This is a genomic window from Nocardiopsis tropica (genome assembly GCF_042660575.1).
GTDB lineage: Bacteria > Actinomycetota > Actinomycetes > Streptosporangiales > Streptosporangiaceae > Nocardiopsis > Nocardiopsis tropica.
In genome coordinates this window covers 105242-126385 of the sequence record NZ_JBHSUF010000022.1, presented here as the reverse complement: position 1 = coordinate 126385, position 21144 = coordinate 105242, and the positions used below count along the sequence as shown (strand labels likewise).

The following is a 21144-nucleotide window of genomic DNA, read 5'->3' as shown; positions in this document are numbered from 1 at the left end:
CCCCGACCGTGAAGGGCTGCCCGGCGGACTTGGTGTCCTTACCCCCGGCGGTGAGCGCCGAGAGATCCAGGGACGTGGGGGGATTGCCGTTCCACGGGTCGTCAGGGTCGGAGGTCGTGTGGGGGGCGGGTGCGGAAAGGCTGTAGAAGTCGTCGTCCCCGCCGTCGATGTCCCCGTCCGCCGTGCCGTGCTCGCGTGGCGGGACGTCGCCGGTGTCCGCCCCGCTGTTGCGCTCCGCGCTCTCGCGTCCGGAGTCGGAAGTGGCGCCGTGATCCGGCTGCCCGCGGTCTGCGGCGGAAGCGTCTTCGGAAGACCGGGAGGATCCGGCCTGCGGCGGACGGTCCGCTTCGGAGCCGCCCCGCTCGGGGGTCACCTCGGAGGGTAGGTCGGCGTGTGCGGAGGGTGTGTGTCCGTGGTCGGAGAGAGGCGCGTGCGCAAGGGACTCGGGCGCGGTGTCGCTTGCGTGGTCGGCGGGGCCGGGGGTGTGATCCGCACCGTTGTGTTCGCCTTGGTCGGCGGGAGAAGCGGTGCTGGAGGTGCGGACCGAAGGCTCGTCGGCAGAGCGGGTGTCGGTGGGGGCGGGTGCGCGGGTACCGGAGTGGTCATCAGTCCGGAGGCCGTCTCGGCCGTGGGCGGGGTCGAGGGTCGAACCGGGCCGGTTCCGTGTATCGGCCGGTGTGCCTGGGGCGGCGGTGCCGTTTTCGGTTGCGCCGGTGGTGGGGCTCGCGGACGTGTTCGGTGTGTGCTGCTGGACGGGTGGCACGAGGGGCGCGGCGGCCGTGAGGGGCGTGGCTCCGGAATCGGTTTCGGGGGTGCGCGGGTCGTCCGGTGCGTGGTGTCCGGGGGCCGTCGGCTGCTCGCCGGTCGGGCTTCCCACGGCTGTGGGTGCGAAGCGGTCGGGGTGCTCGCTCGCAGGCGCGAGGGGGTCGGGGGGAACGGTGCGGGGGGTGTGGAGGTCCTCGCCGCGGGTGCCGTCGGAGGTGGTGGTGCGGGTGGAGTCCTCGCCGCCGCTGCCGGTGCGGCCGTGCGGGGCGCCGGTGTCGCCGAGGGCGTGAGGTGGGGTGTCGGAGGGCGCGGGGGCGGTGTCGGTGCGGGTGATGTCGGTACTGGGAGTGTCGGGTGCTTCGTGGGTACCGGGGGTGGCTCCGGGGGGTGCGGACCGGCCGGAGGGGACGGGATCGGACTCGCGGCCATTCTCGTTGGTGCTCCCGTTGATCCCGGTGGGTCCGGTCGGCCCGGTGGTGCTGCCGGTGGTGGTTTCGGCGTCGGGCGGTGGAAGTGGCGCGGGCGGGGACTGGACATGGTCGATGGCGGCCAGGGCGGTGTCGACGGTGACGGTCTGGAAGGTGGACTGGAAGGCGCCGGAGGTGGCGGAGTAGCCGTTGGCCTGCCAGCCCTGGTCGGTGAGCAGGGCGTTGGTGGTGCCCTCGCCGAGGTAGCCCTCCAGGGCACCGGAGGCGGCGCCGGTACCGAGGATCTCGGCTTTGACGAGGGGGCGCGTCATGTAGTCGCCCATGCCGTGGGTGAGGGCGGTGGGGATGGTCTGGGCGAGATGGGTGCGGGTCGGGGACGGCAGAGGGGTGGCGTCCAGGAGGTCGGCCAGGCGGTGGGTGAGGTCGGGTCGGCCCCAGTGGGCCATGAGGGTGTCGGCGTAGCCGCTGCCGAGCGCGCGGGCGCCGGTGGCGCCCAGGGCGGAGCCGTAGTGGGCGGCGAAGACGCCGGCGAGGTCGTCGCGGAAGTCGCTGTTGACGAAGGGGTTGTCGAAGGCGGTCTTGCCGGCGGGGGGGTTGAAGGTGGCGGCGAGATCGCGTTCGTACGCGGCGAAGACGCCGGCGAGGTCGCGGTTGATGTTGAGGTCGGGGACGGGAGCGGCGGCCTCGGGCACGGGTGCGGGTGTGGGGCCGGGAACGCCGGCCCCGGGTGCGGGGGTGGGCGTGGTGTCGGGGCGGCCGGGGGGAGGGGTGTCGATGCGAGGGGGCGGGGGGACGTCGGCGAGGGTGTCGAGGTTGGTGCGCAGCAGGTCGCGGACCTGGTGGCTGAAGAGGCCGTCCACGGCGCCGGAGAACCCGGCGGAGATGAGGGCGGACAGGCCCGCGCCGCCGTGGGTGAGGCGGGTCATCTCCGTGTCGTGGAACCTGCGGGTGCCGGCGTCGATCTGGACGCGTTGAACGATGGAGTCCAGGGACGCGAAGAGCTGTTCGGTGATCTGGTGGGAGGGGACGGTGAGCGTGAGCCAGGTGAGGATGCGCTGGATGGCGACGGAGCGGAAGTACTTGAACCAGGGGATCAGGGCACGCGAGGCGCCCATCGTCACCTTGGCCATGGCTATGCACCAGGCGATCTCGATGATGAGCTGGACGAGCTGGCCGAAGGCCATCCAGTGCGTGTGTTCGGCGTTGGCGGCACCGTCGCGGAGGACGGTGGAGGCGTTGCGGGCGGTCTTGGCCCCGGAGCCGATGTAGTCGTTGTCGCCGGTGGTGAACTGGGCGATGGAGGCGTCGTAGTAGTCGGCCGCGGTGCCGGAGAAGTCGGTGCGGACCTTGCGGCGGACCAGGGTGAGGAGTTCTTTGAGTTCCTCGAGGGTCGCGGCGACGTGGTCCTTGTGGTCGGCGAGCCGGCGCATGGCGGGGGGGTCGGCCGAGGGGATCTCCATGCCCAGAAGCCATTTGGCGGTCTGGCGGACCCACCCTGCGGTGTCGGGACCAAAAGGAGGCATGAGGGCGACCGCTCCATCCATCGTTGCTTTTCGCCAGGCCACAAGGGGGTTCCTGCCGTGGGCCCGCTCTTCGCCGGCAGAACGGCGGTACGGGCACGCCACCCAGCACTGTGGGGATGCGTTGGTTTGTACTTCCGATTATATGGCTTTGTGATCGTTTGTGTTGTATCGGTGGTGTGACGAACTGTAAGCACTCCGCTCGCCCCTGGTGACCGGTGGGGCGTATTCGGCGCTGGTCGTGAGCCCGTTCCTGGTGGCGGTGTCGTCGGCGAACACGGCCGGGGGCCGACCGTTCTTGTGGTTCAGGTCACCGGTCAGGTTCATCGACCGGGGGTGGGTGCGCAGCTCAGGTTCCCTACGGCCGGAGAAGGGGGCCACGGTCCTGGCGAACAGGTCGTCGAACCCGTTCGCCCGGACCGTGGGGGCGGCCTCTGCTCCGGTGGGCGGCACGGCCACCGCTGGTCGTCCGGTTCCAGCACACCGCATGGTCACAGCGGTGGCCGTCTCATGTCCGGGGATCACTCGGACCGAGACCTCCGCGCCCGGCCGGGGTGTCGGCCGGGCGATCTGCCCGCCTCCGCCCGGTTCTGGCGGGAGGGCGACGTTCATGAAGGGGGATGCCCGAATCGGTTCGTCGGGTCCGTACTCCGCGTCGGCGCGGTCGTCGTCTTCCTTCGGTACCACTGTCCCGCTTGACGGCGACGGGAGCCAGGGATCGCGGATCCCTGGACAGGCCCGGTCCGTGCGGGCCCCGCTCCGACCTGCCGCTCGTGGACGCCTGGCGGGAGCGCCGGCCTCCGCCGACCGCTCGGCCGACCGTCGTCGTAGCCGTCGCGCCCAGGGGACGCCCGGTCAACAGGTGTGAGGTCAGTGAGGGATCTGCACGTCGACACCGGAGAGGAGCTGCAGCTTGTCGTAGCTCTCGGTGCCCGGGACGGCGGTGTAGACCAGCAGCCGGTGCGACTGGTGCGGGTCGAGCAGCGTCTGGCAGTTCAGTTCCAGCGCGCCGACCTCAGGGTGGACGAACCGCTTGACCTCGCTGGGGAGGACACCGATCTCGTGTTCGTCCCACAGTCGGCGGAACTCCTCGCTCTGGCCGAGGAGAAGATCGGCGTAGTGCGCCGCCTGCGAGTCGGGGCCCCGGAGCGTGACGAGCCGGCGCAGGCCGGACGCGTACATCCGCGACAGCAGCTCGTGGTCGTCGGGTGCGTAGAGCTGCCGGGCGCCGGGGTCGGTGAACCAGCGGTAGCCGTTGCTGCGCGCCGGGCCGGTGTAGTGGGTCGTGTCCCCGATGAGTGCCACACCGAGCGGGCTCTGGCGCAGGGTCTCCCCGAGCTCGGTGACGATTTCGGCGGGGGTGTCGTCCAGGCGGTCGAGGATGCGCAGCAGGCCGGGGCTGATGTGCTTGCTGTCCGCGCCGCGGGTGGGCGGGTTGTGCCCGGCGAGGCGGAACAGGTGGTCGCGTTCGTCGAGGGAGAGGTGCAGGCCCTGCGCGATGGAGGCGAGCATCTGCACGGACGGCTGGGGCCCGCGTTCCTGTTCCAGGCGGGTGTAGTAGTCGGTCGACATGTGGCAGAGTGCGGCGACCTCCTCGCGGCGCAGTCCGCTGGTCCTGCGGCGCGGTCCGCGCGGGAGGCCGGCGTCCTCGGGTTGCAGCGACTCCCGGCGGAGTCGGAGGAACGTCGCCAGTCCGGCCCGGTCGATCACGGCCGTCTCCTTCTTGCTCGGTGCTCTGTCGTTCCCACCGTCGGCGGGTTCTGTCGGCCGCGGGCCGTTGTCCCCCTTCGAGCGGGGCGGCGGTCCGGTGATCCCCGGGCGAAAGGCCGTGGACGCCCTTCCGCTCAGCGTGGACGGAACCTCGCCCGCCGCATCCTCTGATCGGGAGTCCCTGTATAACTCCGGCCGGCTCCGCGACAGTGGACCACGCACAACGGCTGGGAAGCAGACACTACCGCGCAAGATCATCGGCATCCCCCGGCCGAATCGGCCCGGCACGCGCGCCGTCGTCACCGGAGCAGGCCACGGCGCCGGGCTCGGCACCGCGGCTCGACCGTCCTCCCCCAGGTCGTACCAGGTCGGAGCGGACCGTCCCGGGTGTCCGCGTGGCCGGAGGCCGAGCGGACGTGGGGCGCCTCGTCTGCGCAGAACAACATTTTTCAGGGCAGGCCGCTACCCAGAGTGGCCGAAGACAAGGACAGAAGGAGTGGAACGGGCGATGAGCGGCTGGGAAGCACGGAACGCACAAGAGCTGGCTCGGCTTCAGCGGACGCTCCGCGAGGTGGAGGAGGCGAGCGCGAACCTGGAGCAGGCGACCGAGGAGGCCGTGTCCAAGAACCGCCTCGTCGCGGCGACGGTGAACGCGAGCGGTGAACTGGTCGATCTGAAGTTCAACAGCCAGTCCTATCGGAACATGGCGCCCACGGAACTGGCGAGCGCCGTCAAGGACGTGGTCAATCGCGCACGGGGGCAGATGGCCGACCGGGTGGAGACGCTCTACCAGCCCTTCGCTCCCGAGGGCGTCGCCGTGGACGACGTCATGAAGGGAACCCTCAACATCCGCGACCTCTTCCGCGGTCTCGGCGTGGAACCGCCGCCGCTGTAGCCGCCGGGGGCGGTACTCGACTTTCACCGCGGTACACACATCTGGCAGGAGAGACCATGCCGAGATACGACGGCAGCGGCAGCAACAGCAGCTCCAACGATTCCCTCTACGTCGCGCCGGACGAACTGGCGCGCGACGGGCATTACATCCACGAACCGGCCGACAGGCTCGAGGCCCTGGTCGAGTGGTACGAGTCCGTGCGCCCGGCCCTGGGAACGCCCTGGGGCGAGGGCGACGACTTCGCCAGGCAGATGAACAACGTCATGCAGCCGGTGGAGGAGAACCTCATGCCGTACTTGAGACCCGTCGCCCGCGGCCTGCGCCAAGCCTCCGACCGAACCGTGGGCACCGCCAGGAACTACAGGGTCAACGAGGAACAGAACATCGACAGAGCAAGGAACCTCGGCAACGGCGCTCCCGGCGGCGGGGGTGGGGGCCGATGGGGATGAACCGCATGCGCCGGTCCGGGACGGCGGGTGCCGTCTCCGCGTGAGGAGGCGCCCGCGGTGACCGGAGTGCTTTGTTCCCGGCCCGCGGGACCGGATCCGCCGGCCTGCTTCACCGGCCGGACCGCGTCCCGCTGAACCGGACGCCCGCGGTGCTCCCACGGGGCGGCGCCGGAACAGTCGGTTCCGGCGGCTCCGTTCCAGGCCGGGCACGCGCCCCGGCGCGGTATCACGCCGCCCGAAGCTTCGGCTCCACCGGCGGGTTCGGCCGGCGGTGGAGCCGAAGCCGAGCCTGTCGGCGCGGCTGCGGCGAGGTGGACACCGCTCTTCGGGCACAGCCTCACAGTCAGTCCAGGCAGAACTCGTTGCCCTCGGGGTCGGCCATCACGATGAAGCCGGTCTCCAGCGGCGGTTCGGGGTCCTGGCGGCGCAGCTGGGAGGCCCCCAGGGTGAGAAGACGGTCGGACTCGGCCTGCAGGGCTGCCATCCGCGCCTGTCCCCGCAGCTCCGGATCCACCCGAACGTCGAGGTGGAGACGGTTCTTGACGACCTTGCCCTCGGGCACCCGCTGGAAGAAGAGCCGGGGTCCCCGCCCGCCGGGGGCCTCGATGGCCATCGTGGTGTTGTGCTGGTCCTGCGGTACGCCGAGCCGGGTGAGGAAGTCTTCCCGGGCGACCAGCGGGTCGGCGCCCTCGGGCAGGTCGACTCCGGGCGGGCCGGAATGGACGTAGCCCAGCACCTCACACCAGAAGAACGACAGCGCCCTCGGATCGTGGGCGTCGAAGGTGACCTGTATGTCGCGGCTCATCGGGTGACTCCGTTCGTGTCGGGACCGGGACCGATGAAATAGCGGTTCCTCGGAGAAGTGCCACAGGTTACAGAGGCAGCCTCGCGCAGCACCCCGTTGCTCGGGGCTGTCGCTCGAACTGCGCGACCTCGAACCGGCGGCGACCGCCGCCGCACTCGACAAGCCGATGCTCCTCCTCCGAGGAGGCCGCGATTACGGGCAGACGTCGCCGACGCCCCCATCCGGTGGCGGGCGGGCCCGGCCGAGGACGGTAGGGCGTCAGGGCGACACCCGCTGCGGCCGCGCCGCCGACCACTTGCCATATCCACGAGGGCGAAGAGGATTCGTGCCCGAGAAGACCGTCGAGGACAAGGTGCTCTGCTGCATCGTCCGCGACGGTGAACCGGTGGTGTTCCGGCGCACCGACCACACCTATGAGGAGGTCGGCCTCCAGGTTCCGGCCGGGAGCATCAGGTCTGGGGAGACGCCCGAGCAGGCCGCGTTGCACGAGTTTCATCGTTGCGTTCTCCTGCCTGCGGGACACCCGAAGCCACCGCGGTCCGGGTCGATGCACGAGACTGGCCGGCCGTGTGGGAGAACACCAAACTTGTTTGCCACTTCGGCAGACGTCACGGGGTGACGGCTGTGGTTGCCTGACTGGAGAGCTGGTTCATTTCCTGGGAGTGGTGCGGGCGCGGATGTGTGCGCGCTCGCCCTGCCGTCCGATGAGGCAGAGGTATTCCACTGGCTGGGTGGTTGCGGCGCCGAACCAGTGTGGTGTGCGGGTGTCGAACTCGGCGGCTTCACCGGGCGAGAGGACCATGTCGTGTTCACCGAACACGAGCCGTAGCTTTCCGTTGAGGACGTAGGCCCATTCGTACCCCTCGTGGGTCTTGGGGGCGGGCTGATCCGGGCGAGCGCTTCCGGGGAGGATGAACTTGTAGGCCTGGATGTCGCCGGGGCGCCGGGTCAACGGCAGGACCGTCATGCCCCCTTTGCAGCTGATGGGGCGTAGGTGAATACGTGGGTCACCGGTGGCTGGGGCATCGACCAGTTCGTCGAGCGTGACGCCGTGGGCTCTGGCCAGTGGTAGCAGTTGTTCCAGGGTCGGTCGCCGGGAGCCGGACTCCAGCCGGGACAGCGTGCTGATGGAGATGCCGGTAGCTGCCGACAGCGCGGCCAGCGTGGTCTCACGTTCATGGCGGAGCTTGCGCAGCCGGGGACCGACGGCGTCGAGGCTCTCACCCTTCTCGTCGTTCATGGCAGGCAGTTTGCCAGGACAGCAACAATGTTTGCAAGATCCTGCTGCGTCGTCGCAGGGTGGCACCTGAAGGGCGCTCGTTTCGGGCGTCGACAGGAACAGGAGAGTCTATGTCTACTGAGGACTCTGGCCACCCGGGTGTGCCGGTGGAGTACGCGACCTGGCGGAAGAGCCGTTGGGAGGAGGTCGCCGGCCCGGGTGGCAAGGCGGGAACCGTCCAGCTGGCCATGCTCTCGCATCCCGAGCCGGGGGTGTCGGGCCTGCCCGGTCGATGGGAGGTGAGTGCATCGGGGGTCTTGACGCTCACCGTCACCGCTGCGGACGGGGTGTCGATCGGCGGGCGGCCGGTGACCGGTGCGGTGGAAGTGGAATCCGGCAGCCAGGTGGAGCTTGCCGACGGGCGGGTGTGTTTCGTCCAGGGGCGGAACGGAACCTACGGCATGGTCGTCTGGGACCCGTCGGCACCGGTTCTCACGCGGCTGCGCGATATCGCGCGCTATCCCTACGATCCGAGCTGGGTCGTGGACGCCGAGTACCGGGCGGTGCCCGGCCGTACTGTCGAGGTGGGGCGGCTGACCAGCCCGCGAAGCAAGGAGACCGTGTCCGCCCCGGGCGACCTGGTCGTCGAGCTGGGCGGCCAGGAGCGCACCCTGGTAGTGCTGGAATCCGTCCCCGGTCTGCGTCTGGCGGTATTCACCGATCCCAGCAGCGGCACCGACACACCCGAGATCGGTCGGTGGCTGATCCTCCCCCCGGACGAGGGCAGCACCCTGCGGGTCGACTTCAACCAGGTGATCCTGCCCCACCATGTGTTCTCCACGGCGTTCCCGTGCCCGGTCCCGCTTGAAGCGAACCATCTTCCGGTCGTCGTCGACGCCGGGGAACGTGCGCCCGTTCTCGCCGAAAGGAGCAGGAGCACGATGACAGAGCCCGACAAGAAAGGACAGGACGGAATCATGGAACCGGAGCTGATGGAGAAGGCGGTCCAGTACCTGCGGCATCTGGAGAAGTTCGACTTCGCGAGCATGCGAGCGATGTGCGCGGACACGGCCACCGTGTGGCACAACGACGGCAAGGGCGAGCAGACGATCGAGGAGAACCTCGAGCAGCTCAAGCAGATGTCGAGCGGCGGGGGTGTCGTTGCGTTGCGGTACGACATCACCCGTCAGTTCCAGAAGCCCGACGAGGTGCTCCAGCAGCACGTGCTGCACATCAACATGCCCGACGGGTCCGGCACCGAGCTGCCCGTGGCGATGTACTTCGGTTTCAAGGGCGGCCTCATCGACCGCATCGAGGAATACGCGAACATGACGCCGCCCGACGGGGGCAACGCGAGCGACGGAAGCTGATCCGGCACTGAGGCGTCTCCGGCACCTGGGCGCGACCGTGCCCCGGTGCCGGGCTCTGTCAGCCGCTGTCCCCGTGGTGGCGGTCGACAGGTTCGGTACGCGATGTCCTCAGCGCAGCTTCACCGATGTGCGGCGACCCACTGGTCCTGGGGTTCGCACGGACCCGGCGAGTGCCGACGGCGGTGCCATGTGCAGAACGGAGTGATCGTCACGGCGACCGCGATGGCAGCCATGAGCACAACCCGGACCCGTAGCAGGACCCTTCAGAAGATGTTCCGCAGGAAGAGCCGCTGAATCGTTCGATCGAGGCTGCCGACCGGGTGTTCAACCTGGTCGGCGGCCTTTTTCGATCTCGCAGCACACTAGCTGCAGCTCCGTGACTCCTCGGCGGCCCCAGGAGATCTGGCCGCTCCCTCGACGACTTCTCCGAAAGGCGGATAGGCGTCGCGCAGACGTTGCACGGTCGCCGTCACGGCGGCACGGACGTCCGTCTCGTGCAACGGGGCGGAGAACAGCGCCGAACTGAACGAGAAGCCCTCGACCAGCGCGAACAGCAGGAGCGCCTCACGGTGCAGCGCCTCCTCGTCGACATCACGGTCGACCAGCGCCTCACGCAGCAGCGAGCGGACCACCTCCGCACCCGCGAGGGACGTCGCGGCGATGTCGGCCGCGAACTCCGGGTCCGTGCGCGCCATGACACGGTATTCGACGAGAGCGATGTTCTCCCGGCGCTCCTGCTCGCTGGTCGGCGCGGCGAAGGTGATCACATCCCCGATCCGTGCCACCGGATCGTCGGACAGCGTCGCGTCTCGGCGCGCGACGCGCTGCATGAGGACGCCCAGCGTGAAGCGCATGACCTCGCGAACGGTGTCGCCGAAGTAGTGCCGGATGCTCCCGATGGCCAGGCCGGTGCGTGCGGCGATCCGAGCGAGGGTCACCGAGCGGATCCCGTGCGCGACGATCTCGTCGATCACGGCCTCGGCGACCTGCTCTCGGCGGGCATCCGGGTCGACTCTCTTGGGCATGACGCCATCCTAGCCATTTTTTGGCATGCTTGTGCTACTTTATTTGGCATGGACATGCTAAATAGATTTCGTGGCGGCGCCCCGTCCTGTGACGCCCCCGGGCAGGACGAGGCATGAACGACTGGCACCAGCCCTGGACCGGTGCGGCGCGGAAGGATCCTCACGGCTTCGAGGGGCTCGAAGGCCTCGACGGCGATGCGGAAGCGTGGTCGACGCCCGCTCCCGAGCCTGGCTCGCCGTTGCCGCCGTTCCGCACCTCCCCCTCGCTGCAGCGCACACGATTCGCGATCGACCTTCCCGATGCGTCGACGGCGACGGTCGATGTCGATCACATGGCGGGCCGGGCCTCGCTCTACCGGGACGACCGGCACGTGCAGACCTCCGACATGCCGGTCCGGTTCCCGCTCGGATCGGACGGCATCGAGGTCGCCGCGAACAGGTACGGCATGCAGCGGATCCACCTGATCAGCGCGGACGGCAGCCGGCGACGTCTCGATCCCGCGCCGGGGACACCCGAGCACTGGCGCGCCCGACTCTCCCGCCGTCATCCCGGGATCGGACGTGCCCTCGCTGCCTGCGCCGTCCTCGTGCTGACGGTCAATCTGATCCTTCTCGCCCCGCAGCTGCTCGAGGCGGCCACCCACCTGCCGATCTGGGCCGATCGCTTCACCCCGTTCGTCTCGCCCATCGACCTGCCGGCATGGGCGAACACGATTCTCACCGTCACCACCGGCCTCGCGGGGACCGAACGAGCACTCACCTTCCGCCATCACCGGCTCCTGGACGCCGAGGCCGAGGGGCTCGGGGGCTGACATCCCCGCTCTGTCCGGTCACGTCGCCGCCCTGTCGGGCATCTCAGCGCCCTGACCCAAGAACGATCCGTCAACCGTCGCCGCGCCCTCGTACACGGTCGCGGCTCGGCACAGGAGAAACCCATGCGATCACATCCTCGGCTCCCCCATCGATCACGACACCTCGAGACCGCACTCGCCGCGTCCGCCACGGCTGTGCTCCTCCTGCTCGCCGGATGCACGCCCGCTCCTCCTCCACCGGGTTCCGGCACGGATGCCGATCTCGGCGCCTACCTCGGGCAAGAGCCCGACTGGGCCGGGTGCGAGGACACCGCGACGAGCGCGGCGGACGCCGAGCTGTTCGCGAACCCGGCGCTCGAGTGCGCCTCGGTCGAGGTGCCGCTCGACTACGACGAGCCGGAGGGCGAGAGGGCGCACATCGCGCTCATGCGCCTCCCCGCCACGGGCGAGACCGAGGGCTCTCTGCTGATCGACCCGGGCGGCCCCGGAGGCTCCGGCACCAACTTCGTGGCATCGACCCTGCCCCTGTGGCAGGCGAACCCCGTCGCCGAGCGCTTCGACATCGTCGGCTTCGACCCGCGCGGGATCGGATCGTCGACCCCCGCTCTCGACTGCTACACCGACGAGGAGTACGACGCGGGCGACGTGCCGCGGTTCGGCGCGGTGTACGACATCACGAGCGCCGAACAGTCGGTCGAGCTCGCAGAGCGCTGCGCCGACGGCTCCGGCGGCGTCGCGAACCTCGTCAACGCCGGGTCGACCAACGTCGTCCGCGACATGGACGTCATGCGGGAGGTGCTCGGCGACGAGAAGCTCACCTACCTCGGCTACAGCTACGGCTCCGAGCTCGGCGCCATGTACGCCGCGACCTACCCGGAGAAGGTCCGCGCGATCGTGCTCGACGGCGCCGTCGCGCCCGACCTGACGGCGAGCGGGTTCCGCGTCTCCTCGTTCGCCGGCCTGCAGGCACGGTTCGACGACCTCGCCGCACTCTGCGCCGAATCGCCCGACTGCGTCCTGGGCCCCGACCCCGCGACTGCGAACGATCGTCTGCACGAGATCGTCCAACCGCTTGTCGAGACACCGGCGGCGACCGCCGACGGCCGGGAGGTGAGCGTCTGGGACGTCTACCTCGGGATCAGCGGTGGACTGTACTCCAAAGCGAAGTGGCCCGAGGTCATCTCCGCCCTGACCGCGCTCGAGGCGGGGAACGCCGACGGGATGCTCGCCCTGCGCGACGCGTTCTACGCCCGCACGGCGGACGGCGCCTACGGCACGGACTTCGACACGAACATCGCCGTGCGCTGCATGGACTCGCCCCGTCTGACGCCGGAGGAACAGACTGCGCTCGCACGCGAGATCGGAGAGGTCGCGCCGATGTTCGACCTCGACGTGTTCACGGCGGGGAGCTACCACAGCGAGTGCGAGGCGTGGCCCGCGCCGCCCACGCGTGACGAGCCCTGGCTCGCCGGTGTCGAAGGACTCCCGGAGACGCTCGTCGTGTCGGTCACCGGCGATCCGGTCACGCCGCACGAGGGCGGCATCGCGATGGCGCAAGCCCTCGGCGGAAGCCTGCTCACAGTGGACGGCAAGCAGCACGGCGCCTACCTCCTCGGCGGCAGCGAGTGCGTCGACGACGTGGTCGACGCGTATCTCCTCGACCTCGAATCCCCGCCCACGGACGCCCGCTGCAGCCTGTGAACGGTCGCCGCCGGCGCAGCCGCCCCGGCCTGCGCCGGTGAACGGTGGTCAATCGTGTTGGACGGCGAAGCACGTGGCGAGCACGAACACGAACCCCAGCGAGCCGAGCAGGAACGGTGAGCCGTCCGGGAGTGCGACGCGCTCGCCGACCCACGCGAGGGGCCCCCAGCCGACACCCCAGAGGAGTTCGGTGAGTCCCGTCCCGTACCCCTGGACGATCAGCAGGATGCCGGCGACCAGGGTGAGTCCGTAGATCCGGGCCTCTCCGAACATGAGGCGGAGTGCTGCTGACATGCCGAGCTCCTCTCTTGGCAATGCAGTCGCATTGCAATGCATCTGCATTGTAACCTTGACACGTGAGGCGTGGTCCCATGCGGTGCGTTGGACGGGAGACGGAGGAAGCGATGCCCAGACAGGTGGACCACCGGCAGAGGCGCGCCCAGATCGCGGAAGCGGTCTGCGCGCTCGTCTCCGCACGGGGCTTGGAGGGCGTCAGCCTGCGCGACGTGGCGGCCGAGGCAGGGATCTCGATGGGCCGCGTGCAGCACTACTTCCGCACGAAGGACGAGATGCTGCTGTTCGCGCTGGAATACGTGGGCGCCCGCGACGTCGCCGGAACCCGCAAGCGTTTGGCGCCGGCGACGTCGCCGTCTCCGCGGGATGTCGTCCGCACGGTTCTGTGCGGCCTGCTCGACGGAGACCCCCGCCAGGTGGAGGCACAGCGGATCGGGGTCGCCTTCCTGGCGCGGGCGCTGGTCGAGCCGCAGCTGGCCGCGTTCCTGCTCCAGGGCTACGCGGGGATCCAGGCCCTCCTGGAGCAGGCGCTGAGCGAGGGGGTCGACGCGGGAGCGGTCGCGGCCGGCACCGATCCCGAGACGGCGGCACTCGAGGCCTTCGCACTGGCGGAGGGGCTGAGGGCGCAGACGCTCCTCGGCCATGTGGCCAGGGAGAGGGCACTGGCGGTCCTCGACGCCCACTTGGACCGACTCTTCGCCGGCTGACCGTCCGCGATGTCCCGGGAGGGCGAGGGTTCGGCCGCGACAACGGCGTTCTCAGCCCGGGCTACGGAGCTCCGTCGTCGCGGGTAGGGGCCCGCGAGCCCTGTCCCTGATGGTCGCCGGTATGGACGGCGGAGGACCGTTGTCCTCAACCAAGGATTCCGGCAGGGCCGTGGTGCACGGTCTTGTGACCGGGGAGACGGACACCTGCACCGGGCTCTTCACCAATCCGGCCGACCCGGCCGTCCGGGATCCGCTCGCCTCCCACGGGCTCGCGCACGCTACGCCTGCGTCCCCCGCCCGCGACCACTGCGGGGTCCACCTCGTCGGAGGCCTCCGCCGGGTGGGCCGACCAGTCGCAGACGTCATAGGACGGCGGATCCGGCCTCCGGGGTCATGGGCCCGGCCGGACGGCCGTACCCTCACAGGTCGATGGAGAGCTCCTCACCGCTCGGCTCCGCCATGTCGCCCTCGGGCTCCAGGGAGATCCACAACTGGTCGGGGAACCCCATGTCACCGGCCACACCCGCGTACCGGCCCTCGCCCGAGGACTCCATGACCCCCGCGGGTCGGACCCCGTCACCGTCCACCCACCACATGCGGTAGGCCATACCCTCCGGCGCGGCGGAGAGCCCTTCGACCACCAGGACCGCGGCGTCGCGGTCGTAGGAGGCGAAGACCGTGGCCCGGGCCTCGCCCAGCGACGCCGCGACCATGTTGGTGTCGGCCGCGGCCAGCAGCGTCTCCACCTCCGAGGTCCGGGCCTCCTGCTCGGCGAGCCGCTCGCTGACGGACGCCAGAGTTCCCGCCAGCACCATGGAGAACAGCGCGAGGGACGCGGCCAGCCCCCACGGCAGCCACCGCCCTACGCTCCGGGAACGGAGGGTCCGTTCCGCCGGACGGGACCGCGTCGGCGGCTTCTGACGTGTCACCCGGGCCTCGGCCAGGATCGACTCCCACACCTCCTCCCTCGGCTGCACCGTCTCCGCGCGCGCCAGGCGCACCGCTGTCTCACGGAATTCCGCGAGATCGCGCCGGCAGTCCTCGCACTCGGCGAGGTGCCGCTCCGCCGCCCGGACCTCCGCGGGCTCCAGGGCATCGACGGCGTAGCCCGCCGTCAGACCGTGTTCCCCCCGCCGTCTCACACCGTCACCCCCAGGCAGTCCCTCAGTTTGATCAACCCGTCGCGCAGCCGTCCCTTGACCGTGGTCAGCGGTACCCGCAGGAGGTCGGCCACCTGCCGCTGCGTGTACCCCGTGTAGTAGGTGAGTCGCACGGCCTCGCGCTGCGGCTCGGTCAGCTTCCGCAGACAGCGGCGCACCTTCTCCCGCTCCAGCCGGTGCTCCACCTGCTCGGGCACCGTGTCGTGCGGCGTGGCCGGCGGTTCCAGGCGGCCGACCGCGGTCAACCGGTCCGACGCCGCCTGCTCGGAGCGGACCCGGTCCACCGCCCGGCGGTGGGCGATGGTCAGCACCCATGCGCCCACGCTGCCCAGGGACGGGTCGTGGCGGGCACTGGTCCGCCAGACCTCCAGGAACACCTCCTGGCACACCTCCTCCGCCTGGGCCGTATCCACCAGCACACGTCTGGCCACGCCGAACACCGCCCCCGAGAGTTCCCGGTAGAGCGACTCGAACGCCGACAGGTCGCCGAGTGCGACCTCGCGCAGCAGAGCAGACAGGGCGTGCCTCCCGCCGGAGGACTCCTCGTCGTCGCGCCCTCCGTCCGACACCGTGTGGGCCCCCGATCCGGGAACGCGCATCCTCGCCCGCCTCACCTCGCCACCGACCTTCCCACCTCGTCACTCCGGGATTCGGTCCCGGGCGGCCCGAGGAGACCGCCGCTCCGCATTCGTCACCTCTTCGTTACCGAATGCGGAGTCGCCCTCGCCGGTCCGGCACCGAACCAAGGGCATGACCGACACACCACGACGCATTCCCACGGGCTCGGCCTCCCTGGCCGGACTCGTGTCCGCAGCGGTCGCCCTGGCCGCGGCCGAAGTCGTCGGAGCGGTTCTGTCGCGCCCGACCGCCACGCCGGTCCAGGCCGTCGGCGCCGGTGTCATCGACCTGGTCCCCCTCCCCCTCAAGCAGTTCGCCGTCGACCTCTTCGGCACTGCGGACAAGGTGGCGCTGCTCAGCGGCATCGGGGTCCTCCTCGCCTGCGCGGCGGCCCTGATCGGCGTGGCGGCGTCCCGGCGCCCCGTCCTCGGGGCGGCGGGCGCCGCGCTGTTCGCCGGCGCCGGTCTGACCGCCGCACTCAGCCGTCCCGACGCCGTTCCGCTCGACGCCCTGCCCACCGCCGCGGGAACGGTCGTCTTCGCGGGCGCCCTCACCTGGTCGATCCGCACACTACGGGGCGGCCGGACCGCTCCGGGCGCCGCGGGCGGTCCCGACCGGCGTCGCTTCGTCCTCCTCGCCGGAGCGGCCACGGCCGCCGCGGCCGGAGTCGGCGCCGGCGCCCGCCTGCTGTCCGCCGGGATCTCCCGCGACGGCCTCACCCCGGCCACCGTCCGCCTGCCGACGCCCGCCGACAGAGCAGCGCCCCTGCCCGAGGGGGTGGACCTGGAAATCGACGGCCTCGCCCCGTACTTCACCCCCGACAGCGACTTCTACCGCATCGACACCGCGCTCTCGGTCCCCCGCATCGACGCCTCCACCTGGTCTCTGCGGATCCACGGCCTCGGCGTGCGCCGGGAGCTCGTCCTGGCCTACGACGACCTCCTCCGCCACGCCGACCTGTGCGAAAGGGACATCACGCTCACCTGCGTGTCCAACCCGGTGGGCGGCGGCTACCTGGGCAACGCGCGCTGGCTCGGCGTCCCGCTCGCCTCCCTGCTCGCCGAGGCCGGGGTGCGCCCTCCCGACGAGGGCGGGCCCGCCGACCAACTGGTGTCCAGGTCCGAGGACGGCATGACCATCGGCACCCCGGTCGCCGACGTCACGGACGGGCGCGACGCCCTCCTGGCCGTGGGCATGAACGGACGCCCCCTGTCCCACGAGCACGGCTTCCCCGTCCGCATGGTCGTCCCCGGCCTCTACGGCTACGTTTCGGCCTGCAAGTGGATCGTCGACATCGAACTCACCACCTTCGCGTCGTTCGACGCCTACTGGGTCCCGCGGGGGTGGGCCGAGCGCGGCCCGATCAAGACCCAGTCGCGCGTGGACACCCCGCGCGACGGGGCGAGCCCGGAGCGGGGCCGGATCGCGGTCGCGGGAGTGGCCTGGGCACAGGGCACCGGCGTCGACCGGGTCGAGGTCAGCTTCGACGACGGCTCCTGGACCGAGGCCGAACTCGCCCCGGAGGGGAGCACCGACACCTGGCGCCAATGGGTCCTGGAGTGGGAAGCCGAACCCGGAGAGCACACGATCACCGTCCGCGCCACCGACCGGGCCGGACGAGTACAGACCCCCGACCGGGCGGCCCCGGCGCCCGCCGGCGCCACCGGACACCACCGCATCACCGTGACGGTGGTCTGAGCCGCCCGTGAGGAACACCCGGCTCGGACCGCGAGCCGGGCGGGAAACGCACATGACGAGAAGGAGAAGACACCATGCCCACGACTTTTCACCGGAGCCGCACACTGCTGGCCGCCGGCGCGATCGCCGTCACCGCCGTCCTCGGTCTGGCCGCCTGCGAGAACACGGCAGGGGGCGAGGGGGACTCGGTGGACTCCGAGGAGATGACCGACGGTCCCGCGGACGAGGACATGTCGGAGGAGATGCCCGATGACATGTCCGAGGAGATGACGGAGGAGTCCGGAGAGGACGATATGTCGGAGGACCCCATGGGGGACGACATGTCCGAGGAGCCCATGGACGAGGGAATGGACGAGGAGCCCATGGACGACGAGGGCTGACACACGGAGGCCGCCCCCAGGAGGGGCGGCCTCCGCCTCCGCGGCCGGGCGGCGACCAGGAGCTCAGACCCGGCGCGCGGGCCGGGGCACGATGTGGCCCCTGCGGTGGGCCACGCGCAGCAGGTACACCGTGACCGCGCCGCAGAGCAGCACCGCGAAGACACTGCCCTCGGGGCCGAAGGCGCCCCCGCTGAGCGCGGTGGGCCCGCTCGTCTCCCCGGCGAACAGCCCGGCGAACGCGTCCTCGCTGCCGGAGACGGCGGTGCCGAAGACCCCGGCCTGCGCCGTGTTCCAGCCGAGGTGCAGACCGATCGGCAGCCACAGGGAGCGCGTGGCCACATAGGCGGCGCCGAGCATGAGACCGGCCTCCAGGGCGATGGCCAGCGCGCCCCACAGGGTCGCGTTCGGGTTCACCAGGTGCAGTCCGCCGAAGAGCACGGAGCTGACGGCGAGCGCGCCCCAGGTCCCGGAGACCTCCTCCACGACGCGGAAGAGCACCCCGCGGAACAGCAGCTCCTCCGCGACCGCGACCGCGCACATCAGTCCGCACACGGCGAGGAACGCCTCGAACGATCCCCAGCCGGTGATCCGGTAGCCCCCGAAGACGGCGATGACCGCGATGGTCGCGATGAACACGCCGAGGCCGGCCGCCGTTCCCCACCCGAGTCCGCGGACCGCCCCCTCGCGGGAGAGTTCCAGCGGCTCCCTCGCCTCGATCCGGCGGATCGCGAGCCGGTAGGCCCACAGGCCCAGGGCCGCCGCCGCGACGCCGACGGGCAGGGCCCACACCGTTGTGCCCACCGCGCTCGTCACACCGGGGATGAGCGCGGCCAGGACGCCGAACAGGAGCAGGAGGAGCAACAAGCGCGGAGCCACTTGCCGGAGCCTGCGGGGGGTGGACGCGGGTGCGGCGTCGTGGGACATGTCGGGACCACTTCCTGGAACGCGGAGCGCGGGGGGCGCTCCGACCGGTTCCCAGGCTAGAAAAGGAGCCCTCTCGGCCACATCACCCGCGCGAGCGCGATTCGGTAGCTCGGAAGGGGGACCCGGCTCTCAGCCCTGCCGCACCAGCCCCGAGCGGTAGGCGAACACGACGGCCTGGACCCGGTCGCGCAACCGGAGTTTGGTGAGGATCCGCGACACGTGGGTCTTGACGGTCTCGTGCGCGATCGTCATCCGCTCGGCGATCTCACCGTTGGACAGTCCCTCCGCCATGAGGAGCAGCACCTCGTGCTCGCGCCCGGTCAGCGGCTCGGTGTGCACCGGTGGAGGGACGGGGTCGGCGGGGCGGATCCGCAGGGCGTACTCGCCGATGAGCCGCCGGGTCACCGCCGGCGCCAGCAGGGCCTCCCCCCGGGCGACCGTGCGCACGCCCGCGATCAGCTCGTGCAGCGGGGTGCCCTTCAGCAGGAACCCGCTCGCACCCGCCCGCAGCGCCTCGTAGACGTATTCGTCCAGGTTGAAGGTGGTCACCACCAGGACCCGCACCGGGTGGGGGTCCGGCGGCTCCGCCAGGCGGGCGGTCACCTCGATGCCGCTCAGACCGGGCATGTGGATGTCCATCACCGCGACGTCGGGTCGCAGGTCCCGGATGAGGCTCACCGCCTCGGCGCCGTCGCCGGCCTGCCCCACCACGGCCATGTCCGGCTGGGCGTCGAGCACCGCGGCGTACCCGGCGCGCACCAGCTCGTCGTCCTCGCAGACCACGACGCGGATGGGCGAACCACCGTTCACTTCTCTCCTCTGGGGATGTTGGCGTGCACCGTGAAGCCCCCGTCGTCGGAAGGACCTGCGCGCAGCTCCCCGCCGACGGCGCCGACCCTCTCCCGCAGGCCCGTCAGGCCGCGACCGCCGCCAGGATTGAGCCGAGGCGGTCCGCTCCCCTCGGCCGAAGGGGCGCCGCCCCCGGTGGTGATCCGGGCGCCCACCGCCTCGTCCCCGTGGTCGATGCGGACGACGACGTGCCTGTCGGGCGCGTGCTTGAGCGCGTTCGTGACGGACTCCTGGACGACGCGGTACAGGGCTTCCTCCTCCTGGGGGCGCATCGGCCGGGGCTCGCCGTCCTCGACCAGGTCCACGTTCTGCCCGGCCCTGCGGGAGCGCTCGACGAGGCCGGCGAGTTCGCCGAGGGAGGGACCGGCCGGTTCCTCGCGCGCGTCCAGGACGCCGAGCAGGTGCCGGAGATCGTCCAGTGCGCGCCGTCCCGTCTCCCCGATGCTGGTCAGGGTGGTTCCCACCCGGTCGGATTGCCCGAGCAGGTAGCCCGCCGTGTCTGCCTGGACCACCATCGAGGTGACGTGGTGGGTGACGACGTCGTGCAGGTCGCGGGCGATACGGGCCCGTTCGGCGGCGGCGGCGTCCGCCTCCGCTCGGCGGCGGCGCTCCTCCGCGTCCAGGGCCCGGGCGCGCACCCACCCGCCGAGAGCGCAGCACGCGGCCAGGACGAGGCCGAAGGCGAAGTAGTCGGCCACGGTGGCGCGCGAGCCCGCGAGGTGCAGGAAGGAGCAGACGAGCGCGTAGACGGCGACCGCCCCCGCGATCACCGGCACGGGGCGGCGCGGCGGGCGCGTGCCGGCGGTGTACAGGGCCACGATCAGCGCGAGGGAGGCGAAGGCGTTGGGGTAGCGCAGCAGTTGGAAGGCGGTGAACGCGGCGGCGACCACGACCAGGCAGGTGAGGGGGAACCGGCGCCGGAGGGCGAGGGGGGCGGCCTGGGCGGCGATGAGGGTCAGGCCCAGAGTGTCCAGGGACCGGTCGTCCGGCAGTTCCACCAGATCGACCCCCTGGTGGGCGATTCCGGGGACGAAGGACAGGGCCACGAGGGCCGCTGGGAGCAGGGCATCGGCCGCTCCCACTCTTCGTGCGGGCCGGAGCACACGCTCCTTCCACGCCGTTGTCTCGAACACCCGAGCAGACTATCCCGCGCCGCCGCGGGGTCGGACAAAACGCATTGCACAGTGGTCGCGAACCGGCGCCGGGCTGCGGGCTGCGGGCTGCGGGCTGCGGGCTGCCAGGGACATCGGAACAGGATCCGGCCTCATCTGCAAGGCACCCGAGATGCAGCAACCGACCCGAGCACGGACGTCTCCGCACCGCTCGCGGTGCGGAGACGTCCTGGGCCGCGGTCAGGCGATCAGCACCGCGCGCCCACTGGCAGGTTGGCCTTGTAGTCGCCGCTGAGGGCGATCGCGGTGACCCAGCCGATGCCGCCGGAGTTCAGGCGCAGCCGAACCCACACGTCGCTTCGGTAACCGCGGTAGTCGATCCACTGGTAGTGGCCCCAGCACTCGGCGTTGTAGTAGTTGGGGCCCACGACGTGGCTGATCTGGGTGCTGGTGTTGCGGGGCTGGGAGCGCACCGGGGTCTGGCCGCCCCAGGCGTAGACGCGGTAGGCCTGGGCCGACACCTCTTCGGCCGGGGCCGCGGAGGGTGCCGCGGCGGCGGAGGCAGGTGCGGCGGTCGCGAACAGACCGGTGGCCATGAGGCCGACCAGCGTGGTGGCGAGGAGGCTTTTCATGCGCATGGGGGTTCCACTTTCACAGGGGGTGCGGGCCCGTCTGCCGCTGGCGGAGCGGGTTCCCGTTGTCG

The 21144-nt window shown here is 71.0% G+C and carries 21 protein-coding genes; 9 read left to right on the top strand and 12 right to left on the bottom strand.

Features of this window, described 5'->3' with window-relative positions:
* Both ACFQBR_RS28260 and ACFQBR_RS28255 read right to left on the bottom strand, forming a co-directional pair.
* Nucleotides 1-2716, bottom strand: a 2716-nt coding sequence (locus ACFQBR_RS28260; RefSeq protein WP_465264169.1) for a WXG100-like domain-containing protein, incomplete at its 3' end; no start/stop codon positions are given.
* Nucleotides 2717-3583: 867 nt separating this feature from the next.
* Nucleotides 3584-4423, bottom strand: coding sequence for a helix-turn-helix transcriptional regulator (locus tag ACFQBR_RS28255; RefSeq protein ID WP_344178153.1), 840 nt, complete (start codon nt 4421-4423; stop codon nt 3584-3586).
* A gap of 508 nt (nt 4424-4931) precedes the next feature.
* Here ACFQBR_RS28255 and ACFQBR_RS28250 point away from each other — a divergent pair.
* Both ACFQBR_RS28250 and ACFQBR_RS28245 read left to right on the top strand, forming a co-directional pair.
* Complete coding sequence (locus tag ACFQBR_RS28250) at nt 4932-5318, top strand: YbaB/EbfC family nucleoid-associated protein (protein ID WP_344178151.1); 387 nt, start codon at nt 4932-4934, stop codon at nt 5316-5318.
* Nucleotides 5319-5374: 56 nt separating this feature from the next.
* On the top strand, nt 5375-5767 hold the full coding sequence (locus tag ACFQBR_RS28245) for a hypothetical protein (protein ID WP_344178148.1): 393 nt from the start codon (nt 5375-5377) through the stop codon (nt 5765-5767).
* 343 nt (nt 5768-6110) lie between these two features.
* On the opposite strand, the gene ACFQBR_RS28240 is transcribed toward ACFQBR_RS28245, so the two are convergent.
* Nucleotides 6111-6572: a VOC family protein gene (locus ACFQBR_RS28240; protein ID WP_344178146.1), complete on the bottom strand. Its 462-nt coding sequence runs from the start codon at nt 6570-6572 to the stop codon at nt 6111-6113.
* A 325-nt stretch (nt 6573-6897) separates the two neighbouring features.
* Between ACFQBR_RS28240 and ACFQBR_RS28235 the strand changes: the two genes are divergently transcribed.
* Nucleotides 6898-7191 carry an NUDIX hydrolase gene (locus tag ACFQBR_RS28235; protein ID WP_344178144.1) on the top strand — a complete coding sequence of 98 codons (294 nt, stop codon included), beginning with the start codon at nt 6898-6900 and terminating at the stop codon, nt 7189-7191.
* A 30-nt stretch (nt 7192-7221) separates the two neighbouring features.
* On the opposite strand, the gene ACFQBR_RS28230 is transcribed toward ACFQBR_RS28235, so the two are convergent.
* Complete coding sequence (locus tag ACFQBR_RS28230) at nt 7222-7812, bottom strand: helix-turn-helix domain-containing protein (RefSeq protein WP_344178142.1); 591 nt, start codon at nt 7810-7812, stop codon at nt 7222-7224.
* A 110-nt stretch (nt 7813-7922) separates the two neighbouring features.
* On the opposite strand from ACFQBR_RS28230, the gene ACFQBR_RS28225 reads away from it, so the two are divergent.
* Nucleotides 7923-9161, top strand: a complete 1239-nt coding sequence (locus tag ACFQBR_RS28225; protein WP_344178139.1) for a DUF1684 domain-containing protein — start codon at nt 7923-7925, stop codon at nt 9159-9161.
* A gap of 362 nt (nt 9162-9523) precedes the next feature.
* Here ACFQBR_RS28225 and ACFQBR_RS28220 read toward each other — a convergent pair whose 3' ends face one another.
* Nucleotides 9524-10186 carry a TetR/AcrR family transcriptional regulator gene (locus ACFQBR_RS28220; protein ID WP_344178137.1) on the bottom strand — a complete coding sequence of 221 codons (663 nt, stop codon included), beginning with the start codon at nt 10184-10186 and terminating at the stop codon, nt 9524-9526.
* A 113-nt stretch (nt 10187-10299) separates the two neighbouring features.
* On the opposite strand from ACFQBR_RS28220, the gene ACFQBR_RS28215 reads away from it, so the two are divergent.
* Together ACFQBR_RS28215 and ACFQBR_RS28210 are read left to right on the top strand one after the other, a co-directional pair.
* Nucleotides 10300-10998 carry a hypothetical protein gene (locus ACFQBR_RS28215; protein WP_344178135.1) on the top strand — a complete coding sequence of 233 codons (699 nt, stop codon included), beginning with the start codon at nt 10300-10302 and terminating at the stop codon, nt 10996-10998.
* Between the two features lie 123 nt (nt 10999-11121).
* Entirely contained in the window at nt 11122-12699 is a 1578-nt protein-coding gene (locus tag ACFQBR_RS28210; RefSeq protein ID WP_344178133.1) for an alpha/beta hydrolase, read from the top strand.
* A gap of 48 nt (nt 12700-12747) precedes the next feature.
* On the opposite strand, the gene ACFQBR_RS28205 is transcribed toward ACFQBR_RS28210, so the two are convergent.
* On the bottom strand, nt 12748-12993 hold the full coding sequence (locus ACFQBR_RS28205) for a hypothetical protein (RefSeq protein ID WP_344178131.1): 246 nt from the start codon (nt 12991-12993) through the stop codon (nt 12748-12750).
* A 110-nt stretch (nt 12994-13103) separates the two neighbouring features.
* On the opposite strand from ACFQBR_RS28205, the gene ACFQBR_RS28200 reads away from it, so the two are divergent.
* Complete coding sequence (locus ACFQBR_RS28200; protein WP_344178128.1) at nt 13104-13700, top strand: TetR/AcrR family transcriptional regulator; 597 nt, start codon at nt 13104-13106, stop codon at nt 13698-13700.
* Between the two features lie 419 nt (nt 13701-14119).
* Here ACFQBR_RS28200 and ACFQBR_RS28195 read toward each other — a convergent pair whose 3' ends face one another.
* Both ACFQBR_RS28195 and sigK read right to left on the bottom strand, forming a co-directional pair.
* On the bottom strand, nt 14120-14842 hold the full coding sequence (locus tag ACFQBR_RS28195; protein ID WP_267944824.1) for an anti-sigma factor: 723 nt from the start codon (nt 14840-14842) through the stop codon (nt 14120-14122).
* Complete coding sequence (gene sigK, locus ACFQBR_RS28190; RefSeq protein ID WP_344178124.1) at nt 14839-15459, bottom strand: ECF RNA polymerase sigma factor SigK; 621 nt, start codon at nt 15457-15459, stop codon at nt 14839-14841. Before sigK ends, ACFQBR_RS28195 begins: the two co-directional genes overlap by 4 nt.
* Before the next feature lie 151 nt (nt 15460-15610).
* On the opposite strand from sigK, the gene ACFQBR_RS28185 reads away from it, so the two are divergent.
* Together ACFQBR_RS28185 and ACFQBR_RS28180 are read left to right on the top strand one after the other, a co-directional pair.
* The gene (locus tag ACFQBR_RS28185; RefSeq protein ID WP_344178122.1) at nt 15611-17176 is read left to right on the top strand and encodes a molybdopterin-dependent oxidoreductase; all 1566 of its coding nucleotides are present in this window, start codon (nt 15611-15613) and stop codon (nt 17174-17176) included.
* 74 nt (nt 17177-17250) lie between these two features.
* Nucleotides 17251-17556 (top strand): hypothetical protein, encoded by a 306-nt coding sequence (locus ACFQBR_RS28180; protein ID WP_344178120.1) that lies wholly within the window; start codon nt 17251-17253, stop codon nt 17554-17556.
* 63 nt (nt 17557-17619) lie between these two features.
* Here ACFQBR_RS28180 and ACFQBR_RS28175 read toward each other — a convergent pair whose 3' ends face one another.
* The 4 genes from ACFQBR_RS28175 to ACFQBR_RS28160 all read right to left on the bottom strand — a co-directional run bounded on the left by ACFQBR_RS28175 (nt 17620) and on the right by ACFQBR_RS28160 (nt 21079).
* A complete protein-coding gene (locus tag ACFQBR_RS28175; protein WP_344178118.1) occupies nt 17620-18432 on the bottom strand; it encodes a CPBP family intramembrane glutamic endopeptidase in 813 nt (270 codons plus the stop codon).
* Nucleotides 18433-18609: 177 nt separating this feature from the next.
* Nucleotides 18610-19290 (bottom strand): response regulator transcription factor, encoded by a 681-nt coding sequence (locus tag ACFQBR_RS28170; RefSeq protein ID WP_344178116.1) that lies wholly within the window; start codon nt 19288-19290, stop codon nt 18610-18612.
* A complete protein-coding gene (locus ACFQBR_RS28165; RefSeq protein ID WP_344178114.1) occupies nt 19287-20462 on the bottom strand; it encodes a sensor histidine kinase in 1176 nt (391 codons plus the stop codon). The genes ACFQBR_RS28170 and ACFQBR_RS28165 overlap by 4 nt, the downstream gene beginning before the upstream one ends.
* Nucleotides 20463-20689: 227 nt before the next feature.
* Nucleotides 20690-21079 (bottom strand): hypothetical protein, encoded by a 390-nt coding sequence (locus tag ACFQBR_RS28160; protein ID WP_344178112.1) that lies wholly within the window; start codon nt 21077-21079, stop codon nt 20690-20692.
* Between the last annotated feature and the right edge of the window lie 65 nt (nt 21080-21144).

Coding starts and splice junctions, on each gene's coding strand:
- ACFQBR_RS28250 (WP_344178151.1), top strand. CDS start 4,932: ATGAGCGGCTGGGAAGCACGGAACGCACAAGAGCTGGCTCGGCTTCAG.
- ACFQBR_RS28245 (WP_344178148.1), top strand. CDS start 5,375: ATGCCGAGATACGACGGCAGCGGCAGCAACAGCAGCTCCAACGATTCC.
- ACFQBR_RS28240 (WP_344178146.1), bottom strand. CDS start 6,572: ATGAGCCGCGACATACAGGTCACCTTCGACGCCCACGATCCGAGGGCG.
- ACFQBR_RS28230 (WP_344178142.1), bottom strand. CDS start 7,812: ATGAACGACGAGAAGGGTGAGAGCCTCGACGCCGTCGGTCCCCGGCTG.
- ACFQBR_RS28225 (WP_344178139.1), top strand. CDS start 7,923: ATGTCTACTGAGGACTCTGGCCACCCGGGTGTGCCGGTGGAGTACGCG.
- ACFQBR_RS28220 (WP_344178137.1), bottom strand. CDS start 10,186: ATGCCCAAGAGAGTCGACCCGGATGCCCGCCGAGAGCAGGTCGCCGAG.
- ACFQBR_RS28215 (WP_344178135.1), top strand. CDS start 10,300: ATGAACGACTGGCACCAGCCCTGGACCGGTGCGGCGCGGAAGGATCCT.
- ACFQBR_RS28210 (WP_344178133.1), top strand. CDS start 11,122: ATGCGATCACATCCTCGGCTCCCCCATCGATCACGACACCTCGAGACC.
- ACFQBR_RS28205 (WP_344178131.1), bottom strand. CDS start 12,993: ATGTCAGCAGCACTCCGCCTCATGTTCGGAGAGGCCCGGATCTACGGA.
- ACFQBR_RS28200 (WP_344178128.1), top strand. CDS start 13,104: ATGCCCAGACAGGTGGACCACCGGCAGAGGCGCGCCCAGATCGCGGAA.
- sigK (WP_344178124.1), bottom strand. CDS start 15,459: ATGCGCGTTCCCGGATCGGGGGCCCACACGGTGTCGGACGGAGGGCGC.
- ACFQBR_RS28185 (WP_344178122.1), top strand. CDS start 15,611: ATGACCGACACACCACGACGCATTCCCACGGGCTCGGCCTCCCTGGCC.
- ACFQBR_RS28180 (WP_344178120.1), top strand. CDS start 17,251: ATGCCCACGACTTTTCACCGGAGCCGCACACTGCTGGCCGCCGGCGCG.
- ACFQBR_RS28160 (WP_344178112.1), bottom strand. CDS start 21,079: ATGCGCATGAAAAGCCTCCTCGCCACCACGCTGGTCGGCCTCATGGCC.